This is a genomic window from Collinsella aerofaciens, assembly GCF_018785245.1.
Taxonomy (GTDB): Bacteria; Actinomycetota; Coriobacteriia; order Coriobacteriales; family Coriobacteriaceae; genus Collinsella; species Collinsella aerofaciens_AD.
The window spans coordinates 84,356-109,243 of the sequence record NZ_WQPL01000015.1; the positions used below are offsets into that span (position 1 = coordinate 84,356).

The 24,888-nt window shown below is 59.3% G+C and carries 21 protein-coding genes; 12 read left to right on the forward strand and 9 right to left on the reverse strand.

Annotated elements, in window-relative coordinates:
- Window positions 1-184: 184 nt before the first annotated feature.
- From GPK39_RS03585 to GPK39_RS03595, 3 genes are all read right to left on the reverse strand, one after another.
- The gene (locus tag GPK39_RS03585) at window positions 185-757 is read right to left on the reverse strand and encodes a hypothetical protein (protein WP_215673840.1); all 573 of its coding nucleotides are present in this window, start codon (window positions 755-757) and stop codon (window positions 185-187) included.
- A gap of 404 nt (window positions 758-1,161) precedes the next feature.
- Window positions 1,162-2,961: a C69 family dipeptidase gene (locus GPK39_RS03590; protein ID WP_215673842.1), complete on the reverse strand. Its 1,800-nt coding sequence runs from the start codon at window positions 2,959-2,961 to the stop codon at window positions 1,162-1,164.
- A 410-nt stretch (window positions 2,962-3,371) separates the two neighbouring features.
- Window positions 3,372-4,289, reverse strand: a complete 918-nt coding sequence (locus GPK39_RS03595) for a diacylglycerol/lipid kinase family protein (protein WP_022094107.1) — start codon at window positions 4,287-4,289, stop codon at window positions 3,372-3,374.
- Between the two features lie 98 nt (window positions 4,290-4,387).
- Here GPK39_RS03595 and rnd point away from each other — a divergent pair, with 98 nt between their 5' ends.
- The 9 genes from rnd to GPK39_RS03640 all read left to right on the forward strand — a co-directional run bounded on the left by rnd (window position 4,388) and on the right by GPK39_RS03640 (window position 13,405).
- Window positions 4,388-5,521, forward strand: a complete 1,134-nt coding sequence (gene rnd, locus GPK39_RS03600; RefSeq protein WP_195239117.1) for a ribonuclease D — start codon at window positions 4,388-4,390, stop codon at window positions 5,519-5,521.
- A 64-nt stretch (window positions 5,522-5,585) separates the two neighbouring features.
- Entirely contained in the window at window positions 5,586-6,290 is a 705-nt protein-coding gene (locus tag GPK39_RS03605; protein WP_215673844.1) for a zinc metallopeptidase, read from the forward strand.
- Window positions 6,291-6,405: 115 nt separating this feature from the next.
- Entirely contained in the window at window positions 6,406-7,857 is a 1,452-nt protein-coding gene (xseA, locus tag GPK39_RS03610; protein ID WP_423237414.1) for an exodeoxyribonuclease VII large subunit, read from the forward strand.
- A 42-nt stretch (window positions 7,858-7,899) separates the two neighbouring features.
- Complete coding sequence (gene xseB / locus GPK39_RS03615) at window positions 7,900-8,166, forward strand: exodeoxyribonuclease VII small subunit (protein WP_006234311.1); 267 nt, start codon at window positions 7,900-7,902, stop codon at window positions 8,164-8,166.
- Between the two features lie 49 nt (window positions 8,167-8,215).
- Window positions 8,216-8,551, forward strand: a complete 336-nt coding sequence (locus GPK39_RS03620) for a histidine triad nucleotide-binding protein (RefSeq protein WP_035137921.1) — start codon at window positions 8,216-8,218, stop codon at window positions 8,549-8,551.
- Between the two features lie 41 nt (window positions 8,552-8,592).
- Window positions 8,593-9,483: a LysR family transcriptional regulator gene (locus tag GPK39_RS03625; RefSeq protein ID WP_215673846.1), complete on the forward strand. Its 891-nt coding sequence runs from the start codon at window positions 8,593-8,595 to the stop codon at window positions 9,481-9,483.
- Window positions 9,484-9,602: 119 nt separating this feature from the next.
- Window positions 9,603-10,763, forward strand: coding sequence for an MFS transporter (locus tag GPK39_RS03630; protein WP_215673848.1), 1,161 nt, complete (start codon window positions 9,603-9,605; stop codon window positions 10,761-10,763).
- 120 nt (window positions 10,764-10,883) lie between these two features.
- Window positions 10,884-12,062, forward strand: coding sequence for an acetate/propionate family kinase (locus GPK39_RS03635; protein WP_154517274.1), 1,179 nt, complete (start codon window positions 10,884-10,886; stop codon window positions 12,060-12,062).
- Window positions 12,063-12,226: 164 nt separating this feature from the next.
- The gene (locus GPK39_RS03640) at window positions 12,227-13,405 is read left to right on the forward strand and encodes an acetate/propionate family kinase (protein WP_215673850.1); all 1,179 of its coding nucleotides are present in this window, start codon (window positions 12,227-12,229) and stop codon (window positions 13,403-13,405) included.
- 345 nt (window positions 13,406-13,750) lie between these two features.
- Here GPK39_RS03640 and pta read toward each other — a convergent pair whose 3' ends face one another.
- A complete protein-coding gene (gene pta / locus GPK39_RS03645) occupies window positions 13,751-14,731 on the reverse strand; it encodes a phosphate acetyltransferase (protein ID WP_117640338.1) in 981 nt (326 codons plus the stop codon).
- Window positions 14,732-14,962: 231 nt separating this feature from the next.
- On the opposite strand from pta, the gene glf reads away from it, so the two are divergent.
- Window positions 14,963-16,165 carry a UDP-galactopyranose mutase gene (gene glf, locus GPK39_RS03650; protein WP_215673852.1) on the forward strand — a complete coding sequence of 401 codons (1,203 nt, stop codon included), beginning with the start codon at window positions 14,963-14,965 and terminating at the stop codon, window positions 16,163-16,165.
- The gene (locus tag GPK39_RS03655; protein WP_215673854.1) at window positions 16,158-17,189 is read left to right on the forward strand and encodes a glycosyltransferase family 2 protein; all 1,032 of its coding nucleotides are present in this window, start codon (window positions 16,158-16,160) and stop codon (window positions 17,187-17,189) included. The genes glf and GPK39_RS03655 overlap by 8 nt, the downstream gene beginning before the upstream one ends.
- Before the next feature lie 373 nt (window positions 17,190-17,562).
- Here the strand turns inward: GPK39_RS03655 and GPK39_RS03660 are convergent, their stop codons facing one another.
- The 3 genes from GPK39_RS03660 to GPK39_RS03670 all read right to left on the reverse strand — a co-directional run bounded on the left by GPK39_RS03660 (window position 17,563) and on the right by GPK39_RS03670 (window position 19,786).
- A complete protein-coding gene (locus GPK39_RS03660) occupies window positions 17,563-18,564 on the reverse strand; it encodes a P1 family peptidase (protein ID WP_215673856.1) in 1,002 nt (333 codons plus the stop codon).
- A gap of 101 nt (window positions 18,565-18,665) precedes the next feature.
- Complete coding sequence (locus GPK39_RS03665) at window positions 18,666-19,247, reverse strand: Maf family protein (RefSeq protein ID WP_215673857.1); 582 nt, start codon at window positions 19,245-19,247, stop codon at window positions 18,666-18,668.
- Window positions 19,244-19,786, reverse strand: a complete 543-nt coding sequence (locus GPK39_RS03670; protein WP_215673858.1) for a DJ-1 family glyoxalase III — start codon at window positions 19,784-19,786, stop codon at window positions 19,244-19,246. Before GPK39_RS03670 ends, GPK39_RS03665 begins: the two co-directional genes overlap by 4 nt.
- A 344-nt stretch (window positions 19,787-20,130) precedes the next feature.
- Here GPK39_RS03670 and GPK39_RS09805 point away from each other — a divergent pair, with 344 nt between their 5' ends.
- Entirely contained in the window at window positions 20,131-20,292 is a 162-nt protein-coding gene (locus GPK39_RS09805; RefSeq protein ID WP_423237415.1) for a zinc-ribbon domain-containing protein, read from the forward strand.
- A gap of 73 nt (window positions 20,293-20,365) precedes the next feature.
- Here GPK39_RS09805 and rlmD read toward each other — a convergent pair whose 3' ends face one another.
- Window positions 20,366-21,694 carry a 23S rRNA (uracil(1939)-C(5))-methyltransferase RlmD gene (rlmD, locus tag GPK39_RS03680; RefSeq protein WP_215673863.1) on the reverse strand — a complete coding sequence of 443 codons (1,329 nt, stop codon included), beginning with the start codon at window positions 21,692-21,694 and terminating at the stop codon, window positions 20,366-20,368.
- A gap of 85 nt (window positions 21,695-21,779) precedes the next feature.
- Window positions 21,780-24,275: a polyphosphate kinase 1 gene (gene ppk1 / locus GPK39_RS03685; protein ID WP_252204631.1), complete on the reverse strand. Its 2,496-nt coding sequence runs from the start codon at window positions 24,273-24,275 to the stop codon at window positions 21,780-21,782.
- Window positions 24,276-24,888: the final 613 nt, after the last annotated feature.

The window sequence follows — 24,888 nt, forward strand, 5'->3', positions numbered from 1 at the left end:
TTACATGACCAGTCGTTTAAGAACGTCCCCAAAAGCTAGTCGTTTGGGACAGTCTTTGGTGGTGAAGCACGGAGACGGCTTTACGAGGGGCCCCAGGTTGGCGCGAGAAAGAGGAGCGAAGCGTACTTGGGTACGCGAGCGACGAATGAACGCCAAGATGGGGTGGCTCGTAAAGTCGAACGGGCTAGTTGAGCTTCAGGGCCTTCTGGATGGGCAAGTAGAGGGCGCCGACCAGAATGGCGTTAAAGACGGCGGTCATGGCGACGACGGGCAGCATGGCAGCGGCGAGCTCGCCCACCACGCCGAGCATGGCCATCTTGATGACCATGAAGATGACGCCCGAGACAAAGGTGGTCACGAAGGTTGCGACGATGGCGACGGCGGGTTTGACCTGGCCGTCCTTGGCGGCAGCGTTGACAATGACGGCCATGAGCATGGCGGCGATGCCCTCGGCGGCAAAATCGACGAACGGCGAGGTGGTGGTGATCTGGATCACGGCGGCCGAGATCAGGCCGATAACGAGCGCCTGGCCAATGTTGGGACGAACGACCAGGATAGTGAGGCAGAAGGCCGAGATAATGAACTCGGGGCTGATCATGCCGCCCGAGATGCCGGAGATGGCCTTGCCGACGGTGAAGTTGAGGATGAAGCCGGCGGCAAGCAGGATGGCGAGCAAGACGAGGGCGCGGACGTCGAGTTTGCCGCGGTCGGTAGTCTGGACGGTGCGGGGCTGGGTGGCGGTGGTGCTCTGAGACATGGTGAAAATCCTTTCGGAAGGGGAGTACAAGGGAAAAGCGGAGGCGCGTGATGCGAATGCGATTGGGCTCGAGATAGAAAAAGGCCCCCGGTCGAAACCGGAGGCCTTCTAATCACCTAGAGCGCAAAACAGGCGTGAGGGACTCACTGTCGACCGATCGTATTCGCATCACGCCACCACCAGTTGTTGAGAGACTTCATCGTGTTCTTCATGTTGGTGGCTCCTTTCGTGATGCCGTGGCGCGGTCGCACCTAGTTGCTGTTGCGCTGCACTATAGCACAGCGAAGTGTGTGCGGGGAAATCTTTTTTGAAAAGATTTCGGCGATGTTTCCTGCCGGTCGAATGGGTGGCTGGGCGGGCGGGCGACCTTGGCCTTCCCGCCCGCGCCTTAAGGTGAGGGGTTCTTAGGCCTTTTTGCGACGATAGAGCACGAAGCCGCAGACACCGATGACGACGACGGCGCCAACGGCCATGGCGGCCATGTTGTTGCCCTCGGACTTCTCCTCGGTTGCCTCTTCTTTAACCTCGGGCTCGGCTACATCCTCATCGGAGAGGGCCTCGTCGGCGTAGGTGATGGACTCGACTAGGCAGTCGTTGTCGGCATCGTAGTCGCTCGGGACGAACTCCTCGGAGAAGTCGCCCTCCTTAAGGTAGTCACGCATCTCCTCAAGCATGGCCTTGCACTTGAGGTAGGTGTTCTTGGTGGCAGCCTTGCCGGCCTTGTTGGCCAGGGCGGTACGGGCCTCGGTGCCTTCTTCGGCCTGCATGGCCTCGTCGACGGTCAGGTTCTGCTCGATGAGTTCCTTCTGCAGGGCGTCGAGATAGGCGCGGACGCCGGTGGCGCAGTGGTCGCGGTTCTCATAGGCGAGCGTGTTGATGTCCATGAGGACGTAGTTGATGGAGTTCTTGGGCTCCTCGTTGTTCACGACGTCTTCCTCTTCGCAGTGATCGAAGGAGACATCCTGATCGCTGAAGTAGGGGCTGACCTCGGTGAGCAGTGCGGAGTAGAAGGGGATGGCGACGGAGAATTCGGCGTTGGAGAGCATCTCCCACTGAATGGTCGCGATCTCGGGGTCCATGCCCTGACGGATCTGGAAGGTGTGGATCTCGGTGTTGCGGTTGGAGCCGATGGCATAGGCGCCGTCGGTGTTGGCGTTGAGGCCGGCGACATTCTCGCCGCGAGCGGCGAAGGAACGAATCATCTCAAAGGTGTTCCAGTCGGACTTGCCGGGCTGGAAGAACAGCGGCTGCATCTCGTGGACCAGGGCGCCGGTCGTGGCGCGAGCCTCTTCGCGCTCGTCCTTGACGATCTCGTAGTCGGTGCCCTCGGCAAGCGGAGCCATGAAGTAATCACGACCCTGGATATAGCGCGACCACTGGTGCATACCGGCCTCGCTAATCTCCTCGCCGTAGGTCTTGGCGACGTCGAACTTGCCGTCGGTGTACTCGGCAAAGCCCTTCTCCTTGGGCATGGACTCGATGCCCTCGGAATGGAGAAAGTTCTCGGTGTCATCGAGGTCGACGTTATAGGTGAGGTTGCCGATGTTGGGGTTGAGCGAGGCGATGTCATCGGTGAGCTTCATAGCAATCCACTGATGCCCGGAAAGCGCGGCGAACAGCCAGGTCTCGGTGCTGTCGGCGATGATGATCTGGTCGTTGGAGCAGACGCCCTGCTCGTCGATCAGGCTGCCGATGAGCTCGACGCCCTCGCGGGCCGTGGCGCTCTCGCCCAGGATGACGCTAGCGTAGTTGTACTCGCCGATACCGGTCTCCTCGGTGATGGGGTCGGCCTCTTCGGCCTTCTCGTTATAGGAGGTGCTCAGCGTGGCAGAGCAGGAAACGCCCTTCTCGTTGATGCCAGCCTCGGAATATGCGTCGTAGCGATCTTCCCACTGAGAGGGGTTGTCGCGAACGAAGGTGTAGCGGTAGGTTGCGCCCTTGGACTTGTATTCAAAACCGGACTCGACCGAGGTGTACTCGTTGCCGTTCTTGTGTGCGGGCTCAATGCCAAAGTGCTTGACATAGCGCGGACCGAAGTCCTCGGAACGGCCGTAGTACGTGTTGCCGTCTGCCGTAAGCTTGCTGCCCATGTAGATCTGGGTGCAGGCGAGCGCCGAAGTCGGCATGGCCATGATGGCCGCTGCTCCAAACGCAAGGCCGCAGCCGAGCTTTTTGAGCGTGTTGACAGGATGAGTAAACCTCATGATCCCTCCCAACCGTTGAAACCCCGCGGAACCATGCAGGATTTCAGCTAATAAATACATCTATTAGCCTATCGGAAGTCTAAATAGTATTCATCTATTTCGATGAAATACTCGATGAGCGTCCTAAAATATGCGATGAGCGGACAAGAATACTCATTATCTAGCTTTAGTTAAATAAAGACGCCCTGCAATTACTGTATCTGAATAAAGCGCCTTGCACGGGGCACAAAGAAAAATCCCCCGCTGTCTGGCAAATGCATAAACAACGGGGGAAATGATAATTGGATGAATATCATACCAATGTGGAATTACTTCTTCCGGCGGTGGATCACGTTAATCGCATAGCCGACGAGCATGGCCAAGACGATGACGATAAAGCCAATCAGGGGGTTGTCGTTCATGGGGTCCTCCTATTTTCCGAGCGGGGAGAATTCGTCGACGATGAGGTCGAGGCATTGCGGAAGCGCGCGGGCTCCAAAGACGCCCGAGTTGCTGGAGATGATCTCGCCATCGAACTGCATGCCCAGCGACGGCGTGCAGGTGATTTTGGCTTCCTTGGTCTGGATGATCTTGAACTGCGGACGGCCGAGCACCTTGCCGGCGGGGTCGAGCGCGGCGGTGATCACAGTGGGCAGGAGCTGGACGGTTTTTACGGGCTCGATGACCGCGATGTCGACCATGCCGTCGTTCATGCGGCAATCGGGGAACAGGTTGATGTCGTTTTGAATGACCGAGGTGTTGCCGGCCATGCAGCAGATGCCATCGAGCTCCTCGACAATGCCGTCATGCTCAATCGTAAAGTGCGCCACCGTGGGGTTGGGTGTGGCGAGCGCCGACAGGAAATAGGCGATCTCACCGATGTCGTTTTTGGCGGGGGCGGCCTTCATCATGATCTCGGCGTCGAAGCCCGAGCCGGCGATGATGATAAAGCCGTGGCGCTTCTCGTTGCCGTTCTCGTCGAGCCAAAAGAGCTCGCCCATGTCCACTTTGACCGTGCGACCGGCGCGGCAAGCCTTGGCAAGCGCCGCTGCCTCGGGGGCATTACCGATGTTGTTAAAGAACAGGCAGGCCGTGCCGGAGGGGAAGACGAGCGTGGGGACACCGCACCCGCGCATTTGGTCGAGCACGTTGGAGACGGTGCCGTCGCCGCCCGAAACGACCACGCGATCAAACTCGCGCACGTCTGCCACGGCGTCCTCGGGTTCCATGCCATCGCCGATAAAGCGCATCACGACCTCGTCGCCGCCCTGCGCGAGGGCGTGCGTGAACGCGTAGATTTCATCTGAGCTGGGGCCCGATGCCGGGTTGTGGATGATAAGGCAGCGCATACTTACGTTCCCGTTCTGTGACTAACCGAGTATAGTTGTAAGGCAATGCCGATATCCTACCCGTGTTTTTCGGGCCTAACCTTATTCGATGGGTTGATATGTACATTTCCACACATCAGGCTCTACTCGACTTTTGCCAGCGCGCCCGCGAGTTCGACGCGATTGCCGTCGATACCGAGTTTTTGCGCGAGCGCACGTTCCACCCGCGCCTGTGCTTGGTCCAGATTGCCACCCCTGCCGAGAGCGTCGCGGTCGATCCTCTGGTGATCGACGACCTATCGCCGCTGGCCGAGCTTATGGGCGATGAGAGCGTGACCAAGGTGTTTCACGCTTGCTCGCAGGATATGGAGGTTATGCTCCATACCGTGGGCGTGCTGCCGCGTCCCATTTTTGACACGCAGGTGGCCGCCGCCTTTTTGGGCGAGCGCCAGCAGATTTCCTACGGCGCGCTCGTGCAGACGTTTTGCGGCGTCTCATTGCCCAAGACCGAGTCGCTTACCGATTGGTCGCGCCGCCCGCTGACCGATAAGCAGATCGAGTACGCGATCGATGACGTCAAGTACCTGATCGTTGCCTATACCGAGATGATGAGTCGCCTGCGCGAGCTGGGCCGGGTGGACTGGGTGCTCGACGAGTTGCGTCCGCTGGCCGACGAGTCGCACTATCGCGCCGATCGTCACGAGGCATTCCGCAAGGTCAAGCGCATCAACTCCTGCAGCCGCCATCAGCTGGGCATTGCGCGCGAGCTTGCCGCTTGGCGCGAGGACCGCGCCGAGCGCCGCAACATCCCACGCAAGTGGGTCATGTCCGACGATACGCTGCTGGCCCTGGTTAAACGTAATCCCGTTCGTGTTGAGGAGTTCCGCAGCATTCGCGGTACCGACCAGCTGGGGGAGCGCGACGTGGACGGCGCGCTCATGGCCATTAAGCGCGGTGCGAGCTGCCCACACGATCGCCTACCGCTCATGGTGCGCGGGCACCGTCAGATTTCGCCGGAGTTGGAGAGCGTGACGGACCTGATGTATGCGCTCATTCGCCTGGTTGCCGAGCGCTCGGGCGTGGCGACCTCGGTCATTGCCTCGCGCGATGACCTGGCCGACTATATTGAGCATCCCGAGCAGAGCCCCCTGCGCGAAGGCTGGCGCTTTGAGCTCGTGGGCTCGCGCCTGGACGATTTGCTCTCGGGCAATATGGGACTCACCGTGAAGGACGGAAAGATTGAGTTGTTATAGGGAAGCCTAGCCGGCTGAGTGGGTAGAATGCCTCCAACGTGTAACTCGATTCGGAGGAATTCGCATGCCTTATTACTATGGATACGGCTTTGGCATTGACCCGCTGTACCTGCTGGTTGTTCTTGTCTGCACGGTGCTCGGCCTTGCCGCGCAGAGCTATATCAACTCGACGTACAAGACGTGGTCCAAGGTGCGCTCGGACGGCGATACGGGTGCCACGGTCGCTCGCCGCATGCTCAATGCCAACGGCTGTAGCGCCGTGGGCATCAAGGGCGTTGCCGGCGAGCTCACCGATCATTACAACCCGCAGGACAACAACCTGTATCTGTCGGATGCCAACCGTTCGGGCGGGTCGGTCGCAAGCGTTGCCGTCGCCTGTCACGAGGCGGGCCATGCCGCCCAGCGCCAAAGCGGCTATGCCATGATGAAGGTACGCACCGCTTTGGTCCCCGTCGTCAACTTTACCCAGAACACCTGGACGATCGTGCTGCTCATGGGCTTGTTCATGAACATTGCGGGACTCACGACCCTCGCGCTGGTCTTCTTCTCGTTTAGTGTGCTGTTCCAACTCGTTACGCTGCCGGTCGAGATTGATGCCAGTCGCCGCGCCGTGGCGTATATCGAGCAGTCGGGCATGAGTTCCAAGCAGGTCAACGGTGCCAAGAAGGTGCTGACGGCAGCCGCGCTCACCTACGTGGCGGCGGCGCTCACTTCGATCATCCAACTGCTCTACCTTATGGCTCGTTACAACAGAAACTCCAACCGATAACAAATTGGGTCGCTGGGCGCCGCGGGGATTCGTGTCCCCGCGGCGCTGTACTATGTGTTGGACTTGAATTTGCGCAGGGCCGGAGCCCGTGTGCACGATGACGAAAGGGGGCTGCGTGGCAGGCTGGAATCTGACCGGCAATACCGTTTCCGCCGAGTTCGACGGATCGGACGAGCAGGAGCGCAAAGAGCTCAGCGTGAGCCAAGCGGTGGAGATCGCCGCCGGCGCGCTCGATGCCATTCCGCAGCTGAGCGTTTTGGGTGAGGTCACGGGTTTTCGTGGTCCCAATGCCCGAAGCGGCCACTGCTACTTCCAAATCAAGGACGACTCGGCGGCCGTCGACTGCATCATCTGGAAGGGCGCCTACCTTAAGCGCACCTTCGATCTGCGCGACGGCATGCAGGTAAGCTTTAAGGGCAGCTTCAATCTCTACAAGCCTACGGGTCGCATGAGCTTCGTCGCCCGCTCGTTCTCGCTGGCGGGGGAGGGCTTGCTGCGTCAGCAGGTGGCTCAGTTGGCCGAAAAGCTACGCCGCGAGGGCCTGATGGACGAAGCGCGCAAGCGCCGCATCCCGGTGTTTTGCTCGCGCGTGGCGGTTGTCACCTCGCTTTCGGGCGCCGTAATCGACGACGTCAAGCGTACGCTGCGCCGTCGCAACCCGCTCGTCGAGCTTGTCTGCGTGGGCGCAAAGGTCCAGGGCGAGGGTGCGCCGGCAGAGCTTATTGAAGGCTTGCGTCGCGCCGCTGCCATTACGCCGGCGCCCGATTGCATTTTGCTCGTGCGTGGCGGCGGTTCCTTCGAGGACCTCATGACCTTTAACGACGAGGAGCTTGCCCGTGCGGTGGCAGCCTGTCCCGTGCCCGTGGTGACGGGCATTGGGCATGAGCCCGATACCTCGATCTGCGACATGGTGAGCGACCGTCGCGCCTCCACGCCCACGGCTGCGGCAGAATCGGTGGCGCCGGCTATGACGGAGTTGGTCGATGTGCTCGAGACGCGCCATCAGCGTCTGGGCGCCGCGATGGCTTCGATGATCGGGTCGGATCAGGTCGATTTGGAAATGCTCGACCAGCGCGGTCGTCGGGCCTGGGACACCTATACGGCTCGTCTGGGCGCCGCGCTCGATGCAGCCGCGTGCCGCCCGTGCCTCAACGACCCCACGTTTATGGTCGAGCGTCGCGAGTCTGAGCTCGCCCTGACGGCCGATCGTCTGTCGGGCGCCATAACGCGTTCGGTTGGGGCCTTCCGCTCCAACTTCGAGCGTCTGCCCGAGCGCTTGGTTGCAAGCACCTCGGGGCTCGATGGCAAGCGCCATGCGCTCACACTTGCGAGTTCCCGTCTGGAGCATCAGGGGCGCACGATGCTCAGCAAATCCGCGTCCGACCTGGGCCGAGCTGCCGCGTCGCTCGATGCCTTGTCGCCGCTCAAGGTGCTTGCCCGCGGTTACTCCATCGCGTACAGCGAGGACGGTGTGGCTACGAGCGTCAAGACCTTTAAGCCGGGCGACGCTATTCGCGTGCGCATGGCGGACGGCAACGTGGCAGCAACCGTCGATACGGTCGAGTAAGTCGCGTTTCATAGCGATAAACCTTTAGGAAAGGAAACAGATATGGCAGAGAAGACCCCGGTCGAGCAGCTTACGTACAAGCAGGCTTCGCAGGAGTTGGAGCTCATCATCCGCAGCTTGGAGTCGGGCGATATGGAGCTCGAGGAGTCGCTCGAGAGCTATACCCGCGGCGTCGAGCTCCTCAAGAGCCTGCGCACCCGCCTGTCCGATGCCGAGCAGAAGGTCTCGGTGCTTCTTAAGGACGTCGACGGCAACGACGTGCTCGCCGACGGCGAAGCCGCCAACACGGACGACAACCTCTCGTTCTAACCATCCCGACCAAATATAATTGGCTTGGTCTGTGAGAAAGGAACCAACCATGTGCGATTGCATCTTCTGCAAAATTGCCAACCACGAGATCCCCTCGACCGTTGTCTATGAGGACGACCAGGTCATCGCCTTCGACGACCTCAATCCCCAGGCGCCGGTCCATACGCTCGTGATCCCCAAGAAGCACTACAGTGACATCGCCGACAACGTACCTGCCGAGACCATGGGCGCCATGGCTCACGCCATCCAGGAGGTCGCTAAGGCCAAGGGCTTGGAGGACGGTTTCCGCGTCATCTCCAACAAGGGCGTCAACGCCGGCCAGACCGTCATGCACTTCCACATGCACGTTCTCGGCGGCAAAAACCTGGGCGAGAACCTCATCTGAGGACGCACGGCCCGTCGACTTGGCTGCCTTTGGAGTAACCTATGCAGCTTTCTCAACTCGAATACCTTCAAGCGGTAGCGAACTACGGCGGCGTGCGCAAAGCGGCTCGCGCCGTTCACGTGAGCCCACAGGCCGTTTCGTCGGCAATCAAAAAGTTGGAATCTGAGTATCAGATTGTTTTGCTCGACCGATCGGCGGGGGAGGCTGTTTTGTCTCCGGCGGGCAGAGAATTTGCGCGTCGTGCACGCGTGATCCTGGCACAAGTCGACGATCTCAAAAAGTACGCTCAATCGGGGAACGGCGGCGTTTCGCCCGACGGCCACTTCCGTCTTTACGCCCCCTGTCTTCACGGGCGGGGGCGTCTTTTTTCCGAAAACTGGTACGACTCGTTTGAAAGCTTGCACCCCCAGATTCACCTTGATGTTTGGCATCAGCCAACGGCCACATGCTTTGAATCACTTGTGCTTGGCATTTCGGATGCGGCCATCTCATTTGAGGAACCAAGGGATAGTGTCCTTTCTTCGAAATACTTGGGTGAAAAGGAGCTCAAGGTTCTTTCGTGTCCAGCGGGTCATCAATCTGTGGGTGCTATGACCGTTCGTGAGTTGCTGGGCGGCAGGCTGGCTGTTCCCATTAATTTGTCACCCTGTCTCAATGCAATCAACCAATGTCCCGAGGCTCAGCTGGTTAATTTCCGCTTCCGCGACGTCGAATACGAAAACAGGGCGCAGACTGAGTTTCTTCAAGCCGGGGGATTGATATTGAGTTTTTCTGGCTCTTCTCTCGCAACAGATGGACTGGAAGTGAGCGAGTGCTCCATTGAAGGCTCGCATGACGTGGCCTTGCCCATCTATTTTTGCTATCGACAAAATGCCTGGACCGATCGACACCAGACGGTATTTCTTCACCTATTGCGTCATCTCGCTTCGTGAGGCCATTTGGCCTCGTGGCGTCAAGTGAATGTTGACGCCTTGTAACACATGACTGACGGCTTTGCCCTCATACTTTTCCAAGATTTCGGTTTGGGCTATTGGCTCTTGGAGGGCGGAGCATGAAAAACCGTACGGTTTTGCTTTATATGACGTTCGTTTTTCTGTCGAACTTCAGCACCATTTTGTATTTTCTGACGGTTTACCTTGAATTCGTCGGATTCTCGATGGTAGCGATTTCTAGCATGATGATTGCATACCAAGTGAGTAAGTTCATTCTTGAGGTTCCTACTGGTTATATTGCTGACAGGTTTGGACGAAAGACAAGCGGTCTCGTTGGCGTCGTGGGAATGCTTGGATACTACGCCGCCCTACTTTTCGCCCGTTCTCCTCTGCTTTTAATCGGCGCGTTTGCTCTCAAAGGATTTGCAGTTGCATGTGTGAGCGGATCCATAGAAGCGATCTACATTGACAGCGTCTCTCAGGACCAGCTCGTAAGACTTAATGTCGTTGAGCGATTTGTTTTCTATGCCTCTTATGCCATCTCCGCTTGCGTGGGCGGTTTCATTTCGTCTGTCGGTGCATATCTCATTGGTCTTTCGGCAGATATCATCGCAATGGTGTTGACGTTGGTTGTCGTTGCCTGCATTCCTGAGATGCGAAGAGGGGACACTGCAGCGACACCTAAGCGTGGAATTAGCCCGAAGATGATCGGTGCCGCTATTGCGCGTAACGGCATTCTTCGTTCAGCGTTCATCATGGACTGCTCTCAGGCATTTGCTTTTGTCGCCCTGGAAGACTTTTTCTCACTGCTGCTTGCGGGTCGCGGAATGAATGCCGTCGCTTCGGGTGTGACCATTGCGGTCCAGCTCCTTGCCTCGGCTTCCATGGGGCTTATTGTGCCGAGTGTGATTGCTCATGTCGACAAGGGCCGTTTTGCGCGTATTTGCGGCATCGTGCGCCTTTTCCTGACTGCTCTGTTTTTGATTCCCTTTACTCCGGTCTATTTGCTGCCCGTGTTCTATGTACTGCAGACGGTTGCTTACTCGTTATTTGCTCCAATAAAATACTCAATTTTTCAAAATGCTGTCGATTCTTCGATGCGCTGTTCACTGATTTCGGTCCAAAGCCAGATGGTGGCGGTGGGTGCCATCCTTTTCTATCTGTTCAATGCTGCGTTGAGCAGCATCGCGGGTATTCGAGTCATATTGCTTGTAGCGCTCGGGATATCTTCTTTGGTGTATATCCCCGCGCTATTTCGTCTTACAAGTCAAAGGCCGTGAGTATTTGGGCACCGATAACTTATATATCAACGCAATAAACCCGAGCGCGAGGGCGTTTGGGTTTATTATTGAAGCGTATGTAACCTGGCGGCGCCACACCGCCTGTTAGTAGGGAGACACATGAACGTTCTGGTCGTCAACGCAGGATCTTCGACCCTTAAGTATCAGGTCATCGATACCAAGTCCCACAAGGTGTCCGCAAAGGGCTCCTGCGAGCGCGTCTGCTTTACCGGCGGTACCTTCACCCATGCTGCCAACGGTTCCAAGAAGGTGACCGAGAACATCGAGTTCCCCGACCATAAGGTCGCCATTGAGGTCGTTCTGAAGGACCTCGAGGCCAACGGCGTCAAGATCGAGGGCATCGGCCATCGCATCGTTCAGGGCGGTTGGTACTTTGGCGACTCCTCCCTCGTCGACGAGGACGTTCTCGCCAAGATTCGCGAGGTCGCCCCGCTCGCGCCGCTGCACAACAACCCCGAGGCCAACGTTATCGAGTACTGCCTCGAGCAGTATCCCGATCTGCCCAACGTCACGGTCTACGACACCGCTTTCCACTTCAACATGCCCGAGGTCGCCAAGACCTACGCCCTTCCCAAGGATGTTTGCGACAAGCTGCACATCCGTAAGTATGGCGCCCACGGCACCAGCTATCGCTACATCTCCAAGAAGGTCGCCGAGATGACCAACGGCGAGGCCCGCAAGGTCGTCGTGTGCCACATTGGCTCCGGCGCTTCCCTGTGCGCCATCGAGGACGGCAAGTGCATGGACACCACCATGGGCTTGACGCCGCTCGACGGTGTCATGATGGGCACCCGCTGCGGCTCCATCGACCCTGCTACCGTGTGCTACCTGCAGCGTGAAGGCGGCTACACCTTCGACGAGGTCGACGAGATGATGAACAAGAAGTCCGGCCTTTTGGCTGTGACCGGCGGCAAGACCAACGACTGCCGCAACGTTGAGGAGCTCGCCGCTGCCGGCGACCCCGAGGCCCAGCTCGCCTTCGACATGTTCGTCTACAAGATTGCCGCCAAGGCCGCCGAGATGGCCACTTCCATGTGCGGCATGGACACCCTGGTCTTTACCGCCGGCATCGGCGAGCACGCTCCGGCCGTTCGCGCTGGCGTGGCCGACCGTCTGGCCTTTATGGGCGTCAAGATGGACCATGCCCGCAACGCCCTTCGCGGCGACGGCGCTTGGTGCCTGTCCGCCAAGGATTCCAAGGTCAAGATCTTCGTCATCCCCACGGATGAGGAGTTCATGATCGCTTCCGACGTCGAGCGCATCGTCAACAGCAAGTAATTGCAAGAGGGGAGGGGCTGGACGACCAAGTGCCGTTCAGCCCCTCTTTTGCGCTCGTTTGGCGATATGTCTGATAGCTATTTATCAAGATGTGATAACTTCTTATTAAAATGCGGTCGCCTTAAGAGGTCTGCGTCGACCGTATTGCACTGCAAAGGAGTCTCATGAACGTACTTGTTGTCAACGCCGGCAGCTCAAGTCTTAAATATCAGCTTCTGGATACCGATACCCGCGAGGTTTTCGCCAAGGGCAACTGCGAGCGTATCGGCTCGGACATGGGTATCTTTGGTCATTCCGAGAACGGTGGCGCCAAGCAGACCGAGGAGGTTCCCTTCCCCGATCATCGCTCTGCTATCGCTCGCGTGCTCGAGGAGCTCGAGAAGACCGACTTTACGATCGATGGCATCGGCCACCGTATCGTTCAGGGCGGCTGGCACTTCGATGATTCCGCAGTCGTCGACGATGAGGTCATGGCTAAGATCCTTGAGGTGGCCCCGCTCGCCCCGCTGCACAACTACGGCGAGGCCGCGGCAATCGAATATTGCCGCGAGAAGTATCCGGAGCTGCCCAACGTGGCCGTCTTCGACACCTCGTTCCACATGACCATGCCCGAGGTCGCCTACACCTACGCCCTGCCCAAGGACGTGTGCGACAAGTACCACGTGCGCAAGTACGGCGCGCACGGTACGAGCCACCGTTACGAGTGGATGATGGCCAAGGAAATCCTGGGCTCGCGCTGCCATCGCCTGCTTTCGTGCCATCTGGGCAACGGAGCCTCGCTTGCCGCCATCGAGGACGGCGTTTGCCGCGATACCACGATGGGCCTCACGCCGCTTGACGGCCTGATGATGGGCACCCGTTGTGGTTCCATTGACCCGGCCACCGTGTGCTATCTTCAGCGCGAGGGCGGCTACAGCTACCAGGAAGTCGACGACATGATGAACAAGCAGTCCGGTCTGCTTGCCATCTCGGGCATCTCAAACGATGCCCGTGACATCCGTACGCGCGCCTCTGAGGGTGACGAGCACTGCCTGCTCGCCTTCGATATGTTTGCCTATAAGGCCATGCAGCAGGCCGGCTCCATGATCGCCTCCATGGCGGGCGTGGATACCATCACCTTTACCGCTGGCATCGGCGAGAATGACTGGTCGATCCGCAAGGCCTTCTGCGACTGCTTTGAGTGGCTGGGCGTGCGCATCGACAACAATAAGAACCGCGAGGCCGTGGGCAACGGCCCGCAGGTCATCAGCGCCGCCGGCTCTTCCGTCACGGTCATGGTCATCCCCACCGATGAGGAATACATGATCGCCCACGACGTCGAGCGTCTGACCAAGAACAACTAACGCATTCGTCTGTAATTGAAAAAAGGCCTCCAGAGCAACAGCTCCGGAGGCCTTTTTGCTAGCAAGCGGAAATCCGAGTCCCAAAGTGATCGCCACCAGCAACGCCTGCGCTCCCAGCAACGACACCCATCCGTTCAGATTTTCAGCCCCAATTCGTAGCCAAGCCGCCGTCCACTCCAGATTCCCTGAGCACCACGTAGCGGCAGGGACCCTACAGGGTAAAGCTCTGAAAACAATCCGCAAGGCGCGAGAAGCCCCGCCGCACGTAGTGCGCAGCGGGGCTTCTCGCATGCCTGAGGACGTTTTCAGAGCTTTACCCTGTAGGGTCCCGAGCGGATCAGTACGCTACTCAGCCATCTGAGCCTGGACGGCGGTGATGGCCACGACACCCACGATGTCGTCGGCAGAGCAGCCGCGCGACAGGTCGTTGACCGGCTTGGCGATGCCCTGCAGGATGGGGCCGTAGGCGTCAGCGCCAGCGAAGCGCTGGACCAGCTTGTAGCCGATGTTGCCTGCCTCGAGGTCGGGGAATACCAGCACGTTGGCCTTACCGGCGACGGAGGAGCCGGGAGCCTTGAGCTGGGCGACGGTGGGGACGATAGCGGCATCGAGCTGCAGGTCGCCGTCGATGGCGAGCTCGGGAGCCTTCTCCTTGCAGAACTTCACAGCCTCCTGGACCTTCTTGGCGACCTCGCCACCGGCGGAGCCCATGGTGGAGTAGGAGAGCATGGCCACGTGCGGTTCAACATTGCCCATGAAGGTGGACCAGGAGTGGGCCGAGGCGATGGCGATCTCGGAGAGCTCGTCGGAGGACGGGTTGATGTTGAGGCCGCAGTCGGCAAAAATCAGCGTGCCGTCGGTACCGAACTGCGGAGTGTCGGTGCACATCACGAAGAAGGCCGAGACCAGCTTGGTGCCCGGGGCGGTCTTGAGGATCTGCAGTGCGGGGCGCAGGGTGTCGGCGGTGGAGTGGCAGGCGCCGGAGACCAGGCCGTCGGCGTCGCCCATCTTGACCATCATGGTGCCAAAGTAGGTGGCGTCCATCACCTGGGCGCGAGCCTGCTCGATGGTGACACCCTTCTTGGCGCGGAGCTCGGCAAACTTCTGCGCGTACTCCTCGTGCTTCTCGGCGTTGCGCGGATCGATGACGGTGGCGCCGGGAACATCGATCTCGTCGGGGTTGCCCAGGATGACGAGCTTTGCCAGGCCCTCCTCGATGATTTTGTTTGCCGCGACGATGGTACGCGGATCCTCGCCCTCGGGCAGGACGATGGTCTTAAGGTCGGCCTTGGCGGCAGACTTCATACGGTTTAGGAAATCGCTCATGTTACTCCTTACAAGCGTTTTGCTAAGCTCCAGGCCCTCGGCTGTACACGAATAAACCCGCTGCTAGCGGGTTTACCTTTCAATTATGTACGCCGCGGTGCTTGAGCTTTCCTTGTGTGGCAAGCTCATTATAGGACGCATTAGCGCTATAATCGCTCTGATAAATATGTCTCGAAGAATGTTCGAGAAATGCCCAGCTAACGAGCACGTGGCTTTTGACAAGGAGTATCGATGCAGATTACCTCAGGCCTGCCTGAAGGCATTAACGCCGGCGCGTACGACATGATTGTCGTCGGTGCTGGATATGCCGGTGCCGTTTGCGCCCGCCGTCTTGCCGAGACCATCGGCTATCGTGTTGCCGTTTTGGAGCGCCGTAGCCACATTGCGGGCAATGCCTTCGACTGCACTGACGAGGCGGGAATCCTTGTCCACGAGTATGGCCCGCACATCTACCATACCTTTAACGAGCGCGTGCATAACTTCCTGTCGCGCTTTACCAAGTGGACGGACTACCAGCACAAGGTGCTCGCCAACATCAACGGTACCCTTATGCCCGTGCCCTTTAACCATGCGAGCCTTAAGCTTGCCTTTGGCGATGAGCGCGGCGAGGAGCTGTACCAAAAGCTCGTGGAGACCTTTGGCAAGGACGTCAAGGTGCCCATCATGGAGCTGCGCAAGAAGAACGACCCGGATCTTGCCGAGGTCGCCGATTACGTCTACGAGAACGTCTTTTTGCATTACACCATGAAGCAGTGGGGCCAGACGCCCGATCAGATCGACCCCTCGATCACCGGCCGCGTTCCCGTCTTTGTGGGCGATGACGATCGCTACTTCCCGCAGGCTCCTTTCCAGGGCATGCCGCAGGACGGCTATACCGCGCTGTTCGAGCATATGCTCGATCACGATCTGATTGATGTGTTCTGCGACGTGGACGCCCGCGACCTCTTCGAGATCGACGAGACCACCGTCAAGATCGACGGCAAGGTCTATGGTGGCGAGATCGTCTACACCGGTCCGCTCGACGAGCTGTTCAACCTCGACCTGGGCGCGCTGCCGTACCGCACGCTCGATATGAAGTTCGAGACGCTCGATATGGACCAGTTCCAGCCCGTGGGCACCGTCAACTACACTACGAGCGAGGACTACACGCGTATCACCGAGTTCAAGAACATGACCGGCCAGGTCCTGCCCGGCAAGACCACCATCATGAAGGAGTACTCCAAGGCCTATACGCCCGGCTCGGGCGAGACGCCGTACTACGCTATCCTGGAGCCCGAGAACCGTGAGCTCTACGAGCGCTATCTCGAGCGCGTCCAGAACCTGACGAACTTCCACCCGGTGGGTCGTCTGGCTGAGTATCGTTACTACGATATGGACGCCGTGACCAATTCTGCCCTCGATCTTTCGGATGAGATTATCGCCTGCCATGCATAAAGTCATAACATTCGGTATTCCCTCGTATAACGCCGCCAAGGACATGGACCATTGCATCACCTCCATCTTGGAGGGGAGCAATTACGCTACCGATATCGAGATTATCGTAGTGGACGACGGATCCAAGGACGAGACGGCCGCCAAGGCCGACGAGTGGGAGGCACGTTATCCTGGAATCATTCGCGCGGTGCACCAGGAGAACGGCGGCCACGGTATTGCCGTCCTTTCGGGTCTGCGCGAGGCGCAGGGCACCTACTACAAGGTTGTCGACTCGGACGACTGGCTCGACGGAGCGGCGCTTTCGACCATGCTGTCGATTCTGCGTGGCTTTGAGGAGCGCGACCAGCGCGTTGACCTGTTTATCTCGAACTACGTGTACGAGAAGGTTTACGAGGGCACGCATACCGCTATTGGCTACAAGTTTGCCCTGCCGCGCAAAAAGATTTTCTCTTGGGACCAGATCGGGCACTTCCGTCCCGATCAGAACCTGCTCATGCACAGCCTGTGCTATCGCACCGATGTACTGCGCGAGTCGAATCTGCCTATGCCGGCACACACGTTCTACGTGGATAATATCTACGCATATGTGCCGCTGCCGCGCTGCAAGACCATGTACTACGCCGACATCGACCTCTATCGCTACTTTATCGGTCGCGAGGGTCAGAGCGTCAATGAGGCCACGATGGTCAAGCGCCTGGGTCAGCAGTTCCGCGTAACGCGCATCATGATGGAATCGTTCCACCTGTACCAGGACGTTGAGTCCTCGCGTCTGCGTTCGTACATGATGGGCTACTTCACCATGATGATGGCGATTTGCTCGGTGCTCACCAAGCTTTCCGAGGAAGATTGTGCCGATGAGCGCCTGAAGACGCTGTGGAAGGACCTGAAGGAGTACGACGAGCGCATGTATCGTCGCGCTCGCTACGGCGTGGTCGGATTCTTTACCAACCTGCGCGGACGGGCCGGAGACAAAACCACACTCGGCCTATACCATCTTGCCTCAAAGATCTTCAAATTTAACTAACTGCTGAGTAATCGCTGCTGATAGGTTGACTGGGCCCCTTGGCCTTTAGTTTGCTACTGCGAACAGTCCTGCTCGCACGGAAAGCACATTAAGTGCTTTCCGGCTCGTGCGGAACTTGTATCAAACTAAAGGCCAAGGGGCCTTTGCTATAAGAATCGATTGTCAGGCTGCCTGAATTTGAAGATCTTGGACGCGCGGTACACAGGGGCCTGGGCTGAAAGGGATCTTGTTGAGTAGGTTGCCCGGTGGGGCTTGGTTATGTTTGTCGCGAGTTCCGCACGAGCCGAAGAGCACTTAATGTGCTCTTCGTGCGAGCCAGGACTGTAGAGCAGCAAACATAACCAAGCCCCACCGGGCAACCGGTCAGGTTAGGTTACTTTGCGGCGCCGGGGATGCCGTGGGAGGTTTTGGCGGTTTTGGCTCCGTTTACGATGGCGGTTTGCAAAGCCCTTACGGCGAGCATGCCCAGCAGGTCTAGGGGGACGGCGGCGCTTGCCTGGGCACTCAGTTTGCCGCTGGCGAGGGTGTAGATGGTGTCGCCGTCGTTGGTGGTGTGCGTGGGGCGGATTGCGTGCGCATAGGCGTCTGCTGCCATCTGGGAGACCTTGGTGGCCTGAGCCTTGGTGAGCTCAACGTTGGTGACGATGCAGCTGATGGTGGTGTTGGTGCGGTCGAGCGGCATCTGCATAGAACCGGCTGCGGCAAAGGCTGCGAGCTCCATGTCGACGATCTGGTCGCTATCTGCTGCAGCGCGCATACCAGCGACCCATTCACCGGTGAAGGGGTCGACGATATTGCCGCAGGCGTTGACCGAGACCACGGCACCCACCTTAACAGGGCCGAGTGCCACGGCGGCAGCGCCTAGGCCGGCCTTCATGCAGGTGGCGGGGCCCATGAGCTTGCCCACGGTGGCACCGGTGCCGGCACCTACATTGCCCTGCTCGAGCATGGTGGGGGTGTTGTCGAGCGCCTCGCGCACGGCGGAGATGCCAGCCTCAATGTCGGGGCGTACGGTGGGGTCGCCAAACGCGAGGTCGAAGATGCAGCTAGAGCACACGATGGGCACCTGAGTGGGGCCGACGGGAAGGCCGATACCGCGGCTCTCGAGCTCGCGGGCGACGCCGCTTGCGGCCTCCAGACCAAAGGCCGATCCACCCGAAAGGCAGACGGCGTGGACCTTGTCCACGGTGTTCTCGGGACGCAGCAGGTCGGTCTCGCGCGATGCCGGTGCACCGCCGCGAACGTCAACACCGCCGGTGGCGCCCTCGGGTGCCACGATTACGGTGCAACCGGTGCCGGCCTCCTCGTCCGTATAGTTGCCAAAGCAAAAGCCATCGACATCGCAAACGTCAATGGCCTCAAGCAGTGTATCCATGTTTTACTCCTATCGGTTTTCCGCTGGGCCTTATGCCCGGTCGGGATCCGTACGGTACGCCGAAATTGTAGGCGCTGGGGGATACCCAGCGCCAGATGCAATTACGATAGTTTTTGAATCGCGCGCGCGACGCGAGCGATGGGCAGGCCCACTACGTTGTAGAAGTCGCCCGAAATATCATGCACGAGCATGCGCCCACCGACGCCCTGGATGCCGTAGGCGCCGGCTTTGTCCATGGGCTCGCCTGAGGCGACGTAGCGCGCAATCTGCTCGTCGGTGAGCTCATAGAACGTCACGTCGGTTACATCGACAAACGACAGGCTCTCGGCGGCGTGCGGGGCTGTGACGTCTCCGGCTCTAACGATGCAGACGCCGGTTGCGACCTGGTGCGTGCGCCCCGAGAGCTCGTGGAGCATGGTGCGGGCTTCGTCCTCGTTTGCCGGCTTACCTAAAATCTTGCCATCGAAGGTGACGATGGTGTCGGCCGCGATGGTCAGCTCACTAGGATCGGCGTGCTCAGCGGCAACGGCGGCAGCCTTAGCGCGAGCTAAGCGCTCGACAAGCGTAAGTGGGGCCTCGTCATCAAAAGGAGTCTCATCGATGTCGGCGGGAATGACGCGGATGTCGTAGCCCGCTTCGCGCATCAACTCGATGCGGCGCGGTGATTGCGAAGCCAAAATCATAGCTGAATGCCCTCGGCAACCTTCTCGACAGCCTTGTCGCCGGCGAGCGTACGCAGCAGCTCAAGCGCAAAGGGGAGCGACTGGGCCATGCCGTTGGCGGTGATGATGTTGCCGTCGTGCGTGACCTTGTCGCCGGTATAGGCACCCTCGGGGAAACTCTTCTCAAAGCCGGGGAAGCACGTGGCGTGGCGTCCCTCGAGCAGGTCAAGCTCGCCCAGGATAAACGGGGCGGCGCAGATGGCAGCGACGTGCTTGGTCGCGGCGAAATCGCAGACTAAGTCGCAGACGCGCTGGTCGGCGCGCAGGTTGGTGGCACCGGGCAGGCCGCCGGGCAGCACGACGCAGTCGTACTCGTCAAAGTTAATCTCGTCAAAGAGTGCGTCGCAAGTTACGGGAATCTGCAGCGAGCTTACGACCTCGCGCGTGGGCATGATCGAGACGAGCGTGGCGCGCACACCGCCACGACGCATGACATCGACCATGGTCAGGCATTCAATCGTTTCAAAGCCATCGGCGGCAAGAACGGCAACGCTGGGCATAAGGGTTCCTTTCATAGGGCGGCATACAATTAGCCGTCTTATACCCCGATGACCCCCGCTTGCCACGCACCATTCCCCAATGATTTTGATCCCCGCCCCAGAAAATCATGCAGGGTGGATGTGTGTTGCGCACTAGGAGGGGCTTGCGGCGCGGCGATAAAATCTCGGCATCCGTCATCTTTCGCTACATGAGGAGCTGATTTGCGATGATAGGCCTTAGGGTATTCGATCTTCTTGTTTTGCTAGTTGTGTTTGGTGGTGTCGCGGCTGTCGCCTTTGCTGTTATCTTGAACAAGGAATCGTCGAACAAGCCTCAGCCTCCGCAGTCCAATCCGTACCAGCAAATGCCTCCCGCGCAGCAGGTCCCGCCGACGCAGCAGACGCCGACCGCGATTGATGATGCTCAGCCAGTTGAGTCCGCTCATTTTTGCCCACAGTGTGGCTCAATGTTGGAGGCAAACGCATCCTTCTGCCAAAACTGCGGCGCTCCGGTCAGCCATCAGTAATGAAATAGGGCGGGGTTCAGCAATCATTCACCACTCGATGATTGCTGAACCCCGCCCCCTAAAACAGATTAGTTTAGTTGCGCTTGAGGTGGACGACTGTTTCGCAGTGGAAGGTTTGCGGGAATAGGTCGACCGGCGTGATCTTGACGGGGGAGAAGGTGCCTTCTTCGACAAAGCGTTTGAGATCGCGCGCCAGGGTGGCCGGATCGCAGCTCACATAGGCGACATCGCGTGCGCTTGTGCTGGCGATGAGGTCGATAGCCTCGGGCGCCAGACCTGCACGCGGCGGGTCGACTACCAGGACATCGGCATCCTGGTCGGGGAACTCGCGCACGGCATCGCCGCCGATGACGTCGACGTTATCGAGCTTGTTGATCTCCAGGTTGCGACGCAGGTCGCGCACGGCCGGGCCGTAGGCCTCGACGGCGGCGACGTAATCGCAGCGGCGGGCGAGCGGCAGGGTAAAGGTGCCGGCACCGCAGTACAGGTCCACGGCCAGCTCGTCTTCCTGCGGGTCGAGGGCGTCCATAACGAGCTCGATCAAAATCTCGGCACCCTTGGTGTTGACTTGGAAGAACGACGGAGCGGACAGGCGCATCTGGCCTTCGGCGATGTTCTCGGTCCACGAGCCCTCGCCGGCGAGCATCTCTACCTTAGAGACGCGGCGGGCCTTCTTCTCGCCCTTGCTCATCACGCGCACCACGCTTGTGGGGTGCGCGGCGTCTGCCAGCACGCGCGAGACTTGCGAGCGCGGGAAGGAACCCGTGGGCGTCCAGAGTGCGACTTCGAGCGCCTTAGTGCGGCGCGAGGCGCGAATGCCCACGCGCTCGAGGCCCAAATCATGGCTGCCGCTTAGATAGTTGAGTGCGCCGACGACCGATTTGAGCGCCTTGGGAAAACGCTTATCGAACAGCGGGCACGCATCGACGGTCACGATCTTGCTGGGGTCGACACCGTGCATGCCAAGGCGCACGCGACCGTTGACGACGGTCGGTTCGAGCTCGATTTTATTGCGGTAGCCCCAGTCGTCCTTGGTGTGGCGGATGGGCTGCACCAGCTCATCGACCTGCTCAGGAGCGAACTTGCCAATGCGTTCGAGCGTGGAGCGCAGGTTTTGCTCCTTGGCGGCGAGCTGTGCCGTGCGTGAGAGATTGCCCCACGAGCAGCCGCCGCAGATGCCCACGAAGGGGCAGGGAGGCTGAATGCGATCGGGGCTTGGCTCCAGAATCTCGGTGGTGCGGGCACGCATGAATGACTTGCCGTCCTGCACGACCTCGGCCTCGACGGTGTCGCCTGCCACAGCGCCCTGCACAAAGACGGCCTTGCCGTTGTCGGCGTGCGCCAGCCCATCGGCGCCGTAGGTCATCGATTCTATAGTGAGCTTCATATCCCTGCCTGTCATTCGCGTTGTTGTCCGCACCATGGTAGCAGGGAAAAGCGCCCCGCATCCGAGGCTTTCCTCAAATGCGGGGCGCTTCTACAAACGTCTATTTCGTCTTGCCGGTAATGAGCGTCTTAAGACCCAGGCCGATCAGACCCAGTCCCATGCGCACGCGACCGGGGCGATGGCGCTCGATGGCCTTGGTCTTGCCAGCGGGCTTCTCGCGGCGGGCACTCGTCTCGGGTGCGGGTTTGGTGACCTGCGGCTCGGGCTGAGGTGCAGGTGCAGGCTCGGGCTCAATGACGGTCGCCTGGACCTTCTGAACCTCGGGCGCTTTCTCCACGGCGGGCTCTGCGGCAGCCACGGGTTCATTCACCGGGGGAGCGGCAACCGTTTCCGGTTTGGCAACTGCCCCATGTTCAACCTCGGCCTGAATAGCTTCTTCGGCCACGCGTTCCTTCTCCTGTGCGCGCTGCTGCCCGGCGGCCTCGGCGTTGCGATAGGCACGCTCCAGCAGGGCTTCCTGCGAGTTGAAGGGCTTCTCGCCCTCTTTGCGCTCCACGGGAACCCAGGTGCCGTCGCTCGTGAGGCTGCGTGCCTTCACGTTGTCGCGCAGCTGCATGCCCATGTACTCGTGCACCAGGGCGCGGCAGGTGGGGTCGAGCACGGGGAAGGCGATCTCCACGCGGTGCTCGGTGTTGCGCGTCATCATGTCGGCCGAGCTCAGATAGATCATGTCCGAGTCCACGCCAAAGGCGTAAACGCGCGCATGCTCCAAAAAGCGTCCGACGATAGAACGGACATGCACGTTCTCGGTCTTGCCCGGAACGCCCGGCTTGAGGCACGAGATGCCGCGGATGATCATGTCCACGCGAACTCCTGCGCACGACGCCTCGGCGATCTTGTCGATGACCTCGCGGTCGGTGAGCGAGTTGAGCTTAAAGAACACGCGGGCGGGCTCGCCAACGAGGGCGCGCTGGATCTCGCGATCCAGGCCGCGCATGATGAGCGGCTTCAGGCCGACCGGCGCCACGCCCAGGAAGCGGTAATCGCCGCGCAGGTTGCCTAGCGACAGGTTGCGGAAGAACAAGTTGGCGTCCTCGCCGATGCCGGGATGCGCGGTCATGAGCATAAAGTCGCTGTAGAGCTTGGCCGTCTTCTCGTTAAAGTTGCCGGTGCCCAACAGCGTCAGGCGTGTAAGCGCCATGCCCTCGCGATAGGTGAGCTGGCAGATCTTGGAGTGGCACTTAAAGCCTTCGGAGCCGTAGATGACGGTGCAGCCTGCCTCTTCCAGACGCTCGGCCCACTCGATGTTGTTCTGCTCGTCAAAGCGGGCGCGGAGCTCCATGAGCACCGTGACCTCTTTGCCGTTTTCGGCGGCATCGATCAGCGACTCGCACAGACGGCTCTGCTTAGCCACGCGGTAGAGCGTGATGCGCAGCGAGATGCACTCGGGGTCGTAGGCGGCCTCGTGTACCAGATCCAGGAAGGGGTTCATGGCCTCATAGGGATAAAAGAGCAGTTTGTCGTGCTGAAGCACCTGCTCGCGGATGGAGCGGGACATATCGATGGTGGGGTTGGGCTGCGGCTTAAATGGCGTAAAGAGCAGCTCGTTGCGCAGGTGCTCGGGAATCTTGCCCTCAATGCCAAAGACATAGCCCAGGTTGAGCGGGATATCGCAGGTAAAGACCGAGCGACGCGAGAGCTCGAGCGCCTTGCGGATAGTCTTGAGCGTCTGCTTCTCGAGTGAGCCCGAGACGGCGAGCACTACCGGCTGCAGGCGCAGGCGCTTCTTGAGGATGCGCTTCATGTGCTGGCGGTAATCCTCTTCCTCCTCGACGCCCTCGCCGTCCGGGTCGATGTCGGCGTTGCGGGTGACGCGGATGAGCGCGCGGTCGAGCGGCTTATAGGAGCCAAAGCAGCTGTCCAGGCAGGCGAGGATGACGTCCTCGAGCAAGATGTAGGAGTAGGTGCCGGTGGGCGAGGGGATCTCGACCACGCGGTTCATCGAGGCGGGAATCTCGATCAGGCCCAGCAGACTTTCCTCGTCGGTGACGCCGTCCAGGCCGCACGCCAGGTAGAGCGCGCCGTTGCGCAGGTTGGGGAAGGGGTGGCGCGGGTCGATCACCAGCGGTGAGATGACCGGCGACACGTAGGCCTGGAAGTAGCGGGTTACAAAGGTGCGCTCCTCGGGCGAAAGCGAATCGATGCGGGCGCGGTGAACGCCCAAGGTATCGAGTTTGCCCTCGATGCTCTTAAAGATGGACTCCCAACGGGTAAGGAGCCCGGGCATTTCGGCCATGACAGCATCGACCTGTTCGGAGGCGGTCATATTGCTCTTGTTGTCGACAGGTTGTTTTTTGAGCTCTGCCAGATCGGACAGGCCGCCCACGCGCACCATGAGAAACTCGTCGAGGTTGGACTCGAAAATCGACACGAACTTTAGACGCTCGAACAGCGGAACGGTCTCATCGAAGGCTTCGTCAAGCACGCGGTTGTCAAAGCGCAGCCAGCTAAGCTCTCGGTTTTGCGTGTATGAGAAGTCGCGCGGCGGTTTGCGCAGCTTTGCGGCGGCTTGCTTCTTTTCGATTTTGCTCGGCATATGCATCTGTCCGTTCAGTCCCCACAGAGGACGGTAGCCTAACACTTTTCACTATTGTCTCAATTTAGTCGACCGCTGGCACGGACGTATCGCGCGAACGGTATCTTTACCTACTTCTTACGCTGCCAAGGCATGCAACTAACTGCCCAACTCGTTTAGAAACAATCTATATCCATACTCAATTGGTGAGGATGTATGAATAAGAATGATTGCGAGCTGAATATAATCGAATCCAAATTGAATCATGGACAAACGACATATATATGCAGAAAACCGTTTTAGCTATGCAATTCCTAAACATGAAAATATTTGTGCAATCTAGCTTAATTCCTTAGAAAAAAGAACATTTACCTTTGAAAACCTGCTTTAGAGAACCGAAGTGCATCATGGGGGAATCATATGCGATATACCGTTCATCGCACTTTGCTGACCGTTCGGGGGCGAGGTGGAATTGCAGGTGGTTTTTGGATATAACTAGAGCTGTTAGCAAGCAGCGTCCCATACGGAGGGGCGCTGATACATTCGGCCAGTAAGGCCCGAAAGAAAGGTAGGAGGCCATGACGAAAGGTCTGCACGTGCCTTCCGAGATCGGCAAGCTCAGGAAGGTCTGCCT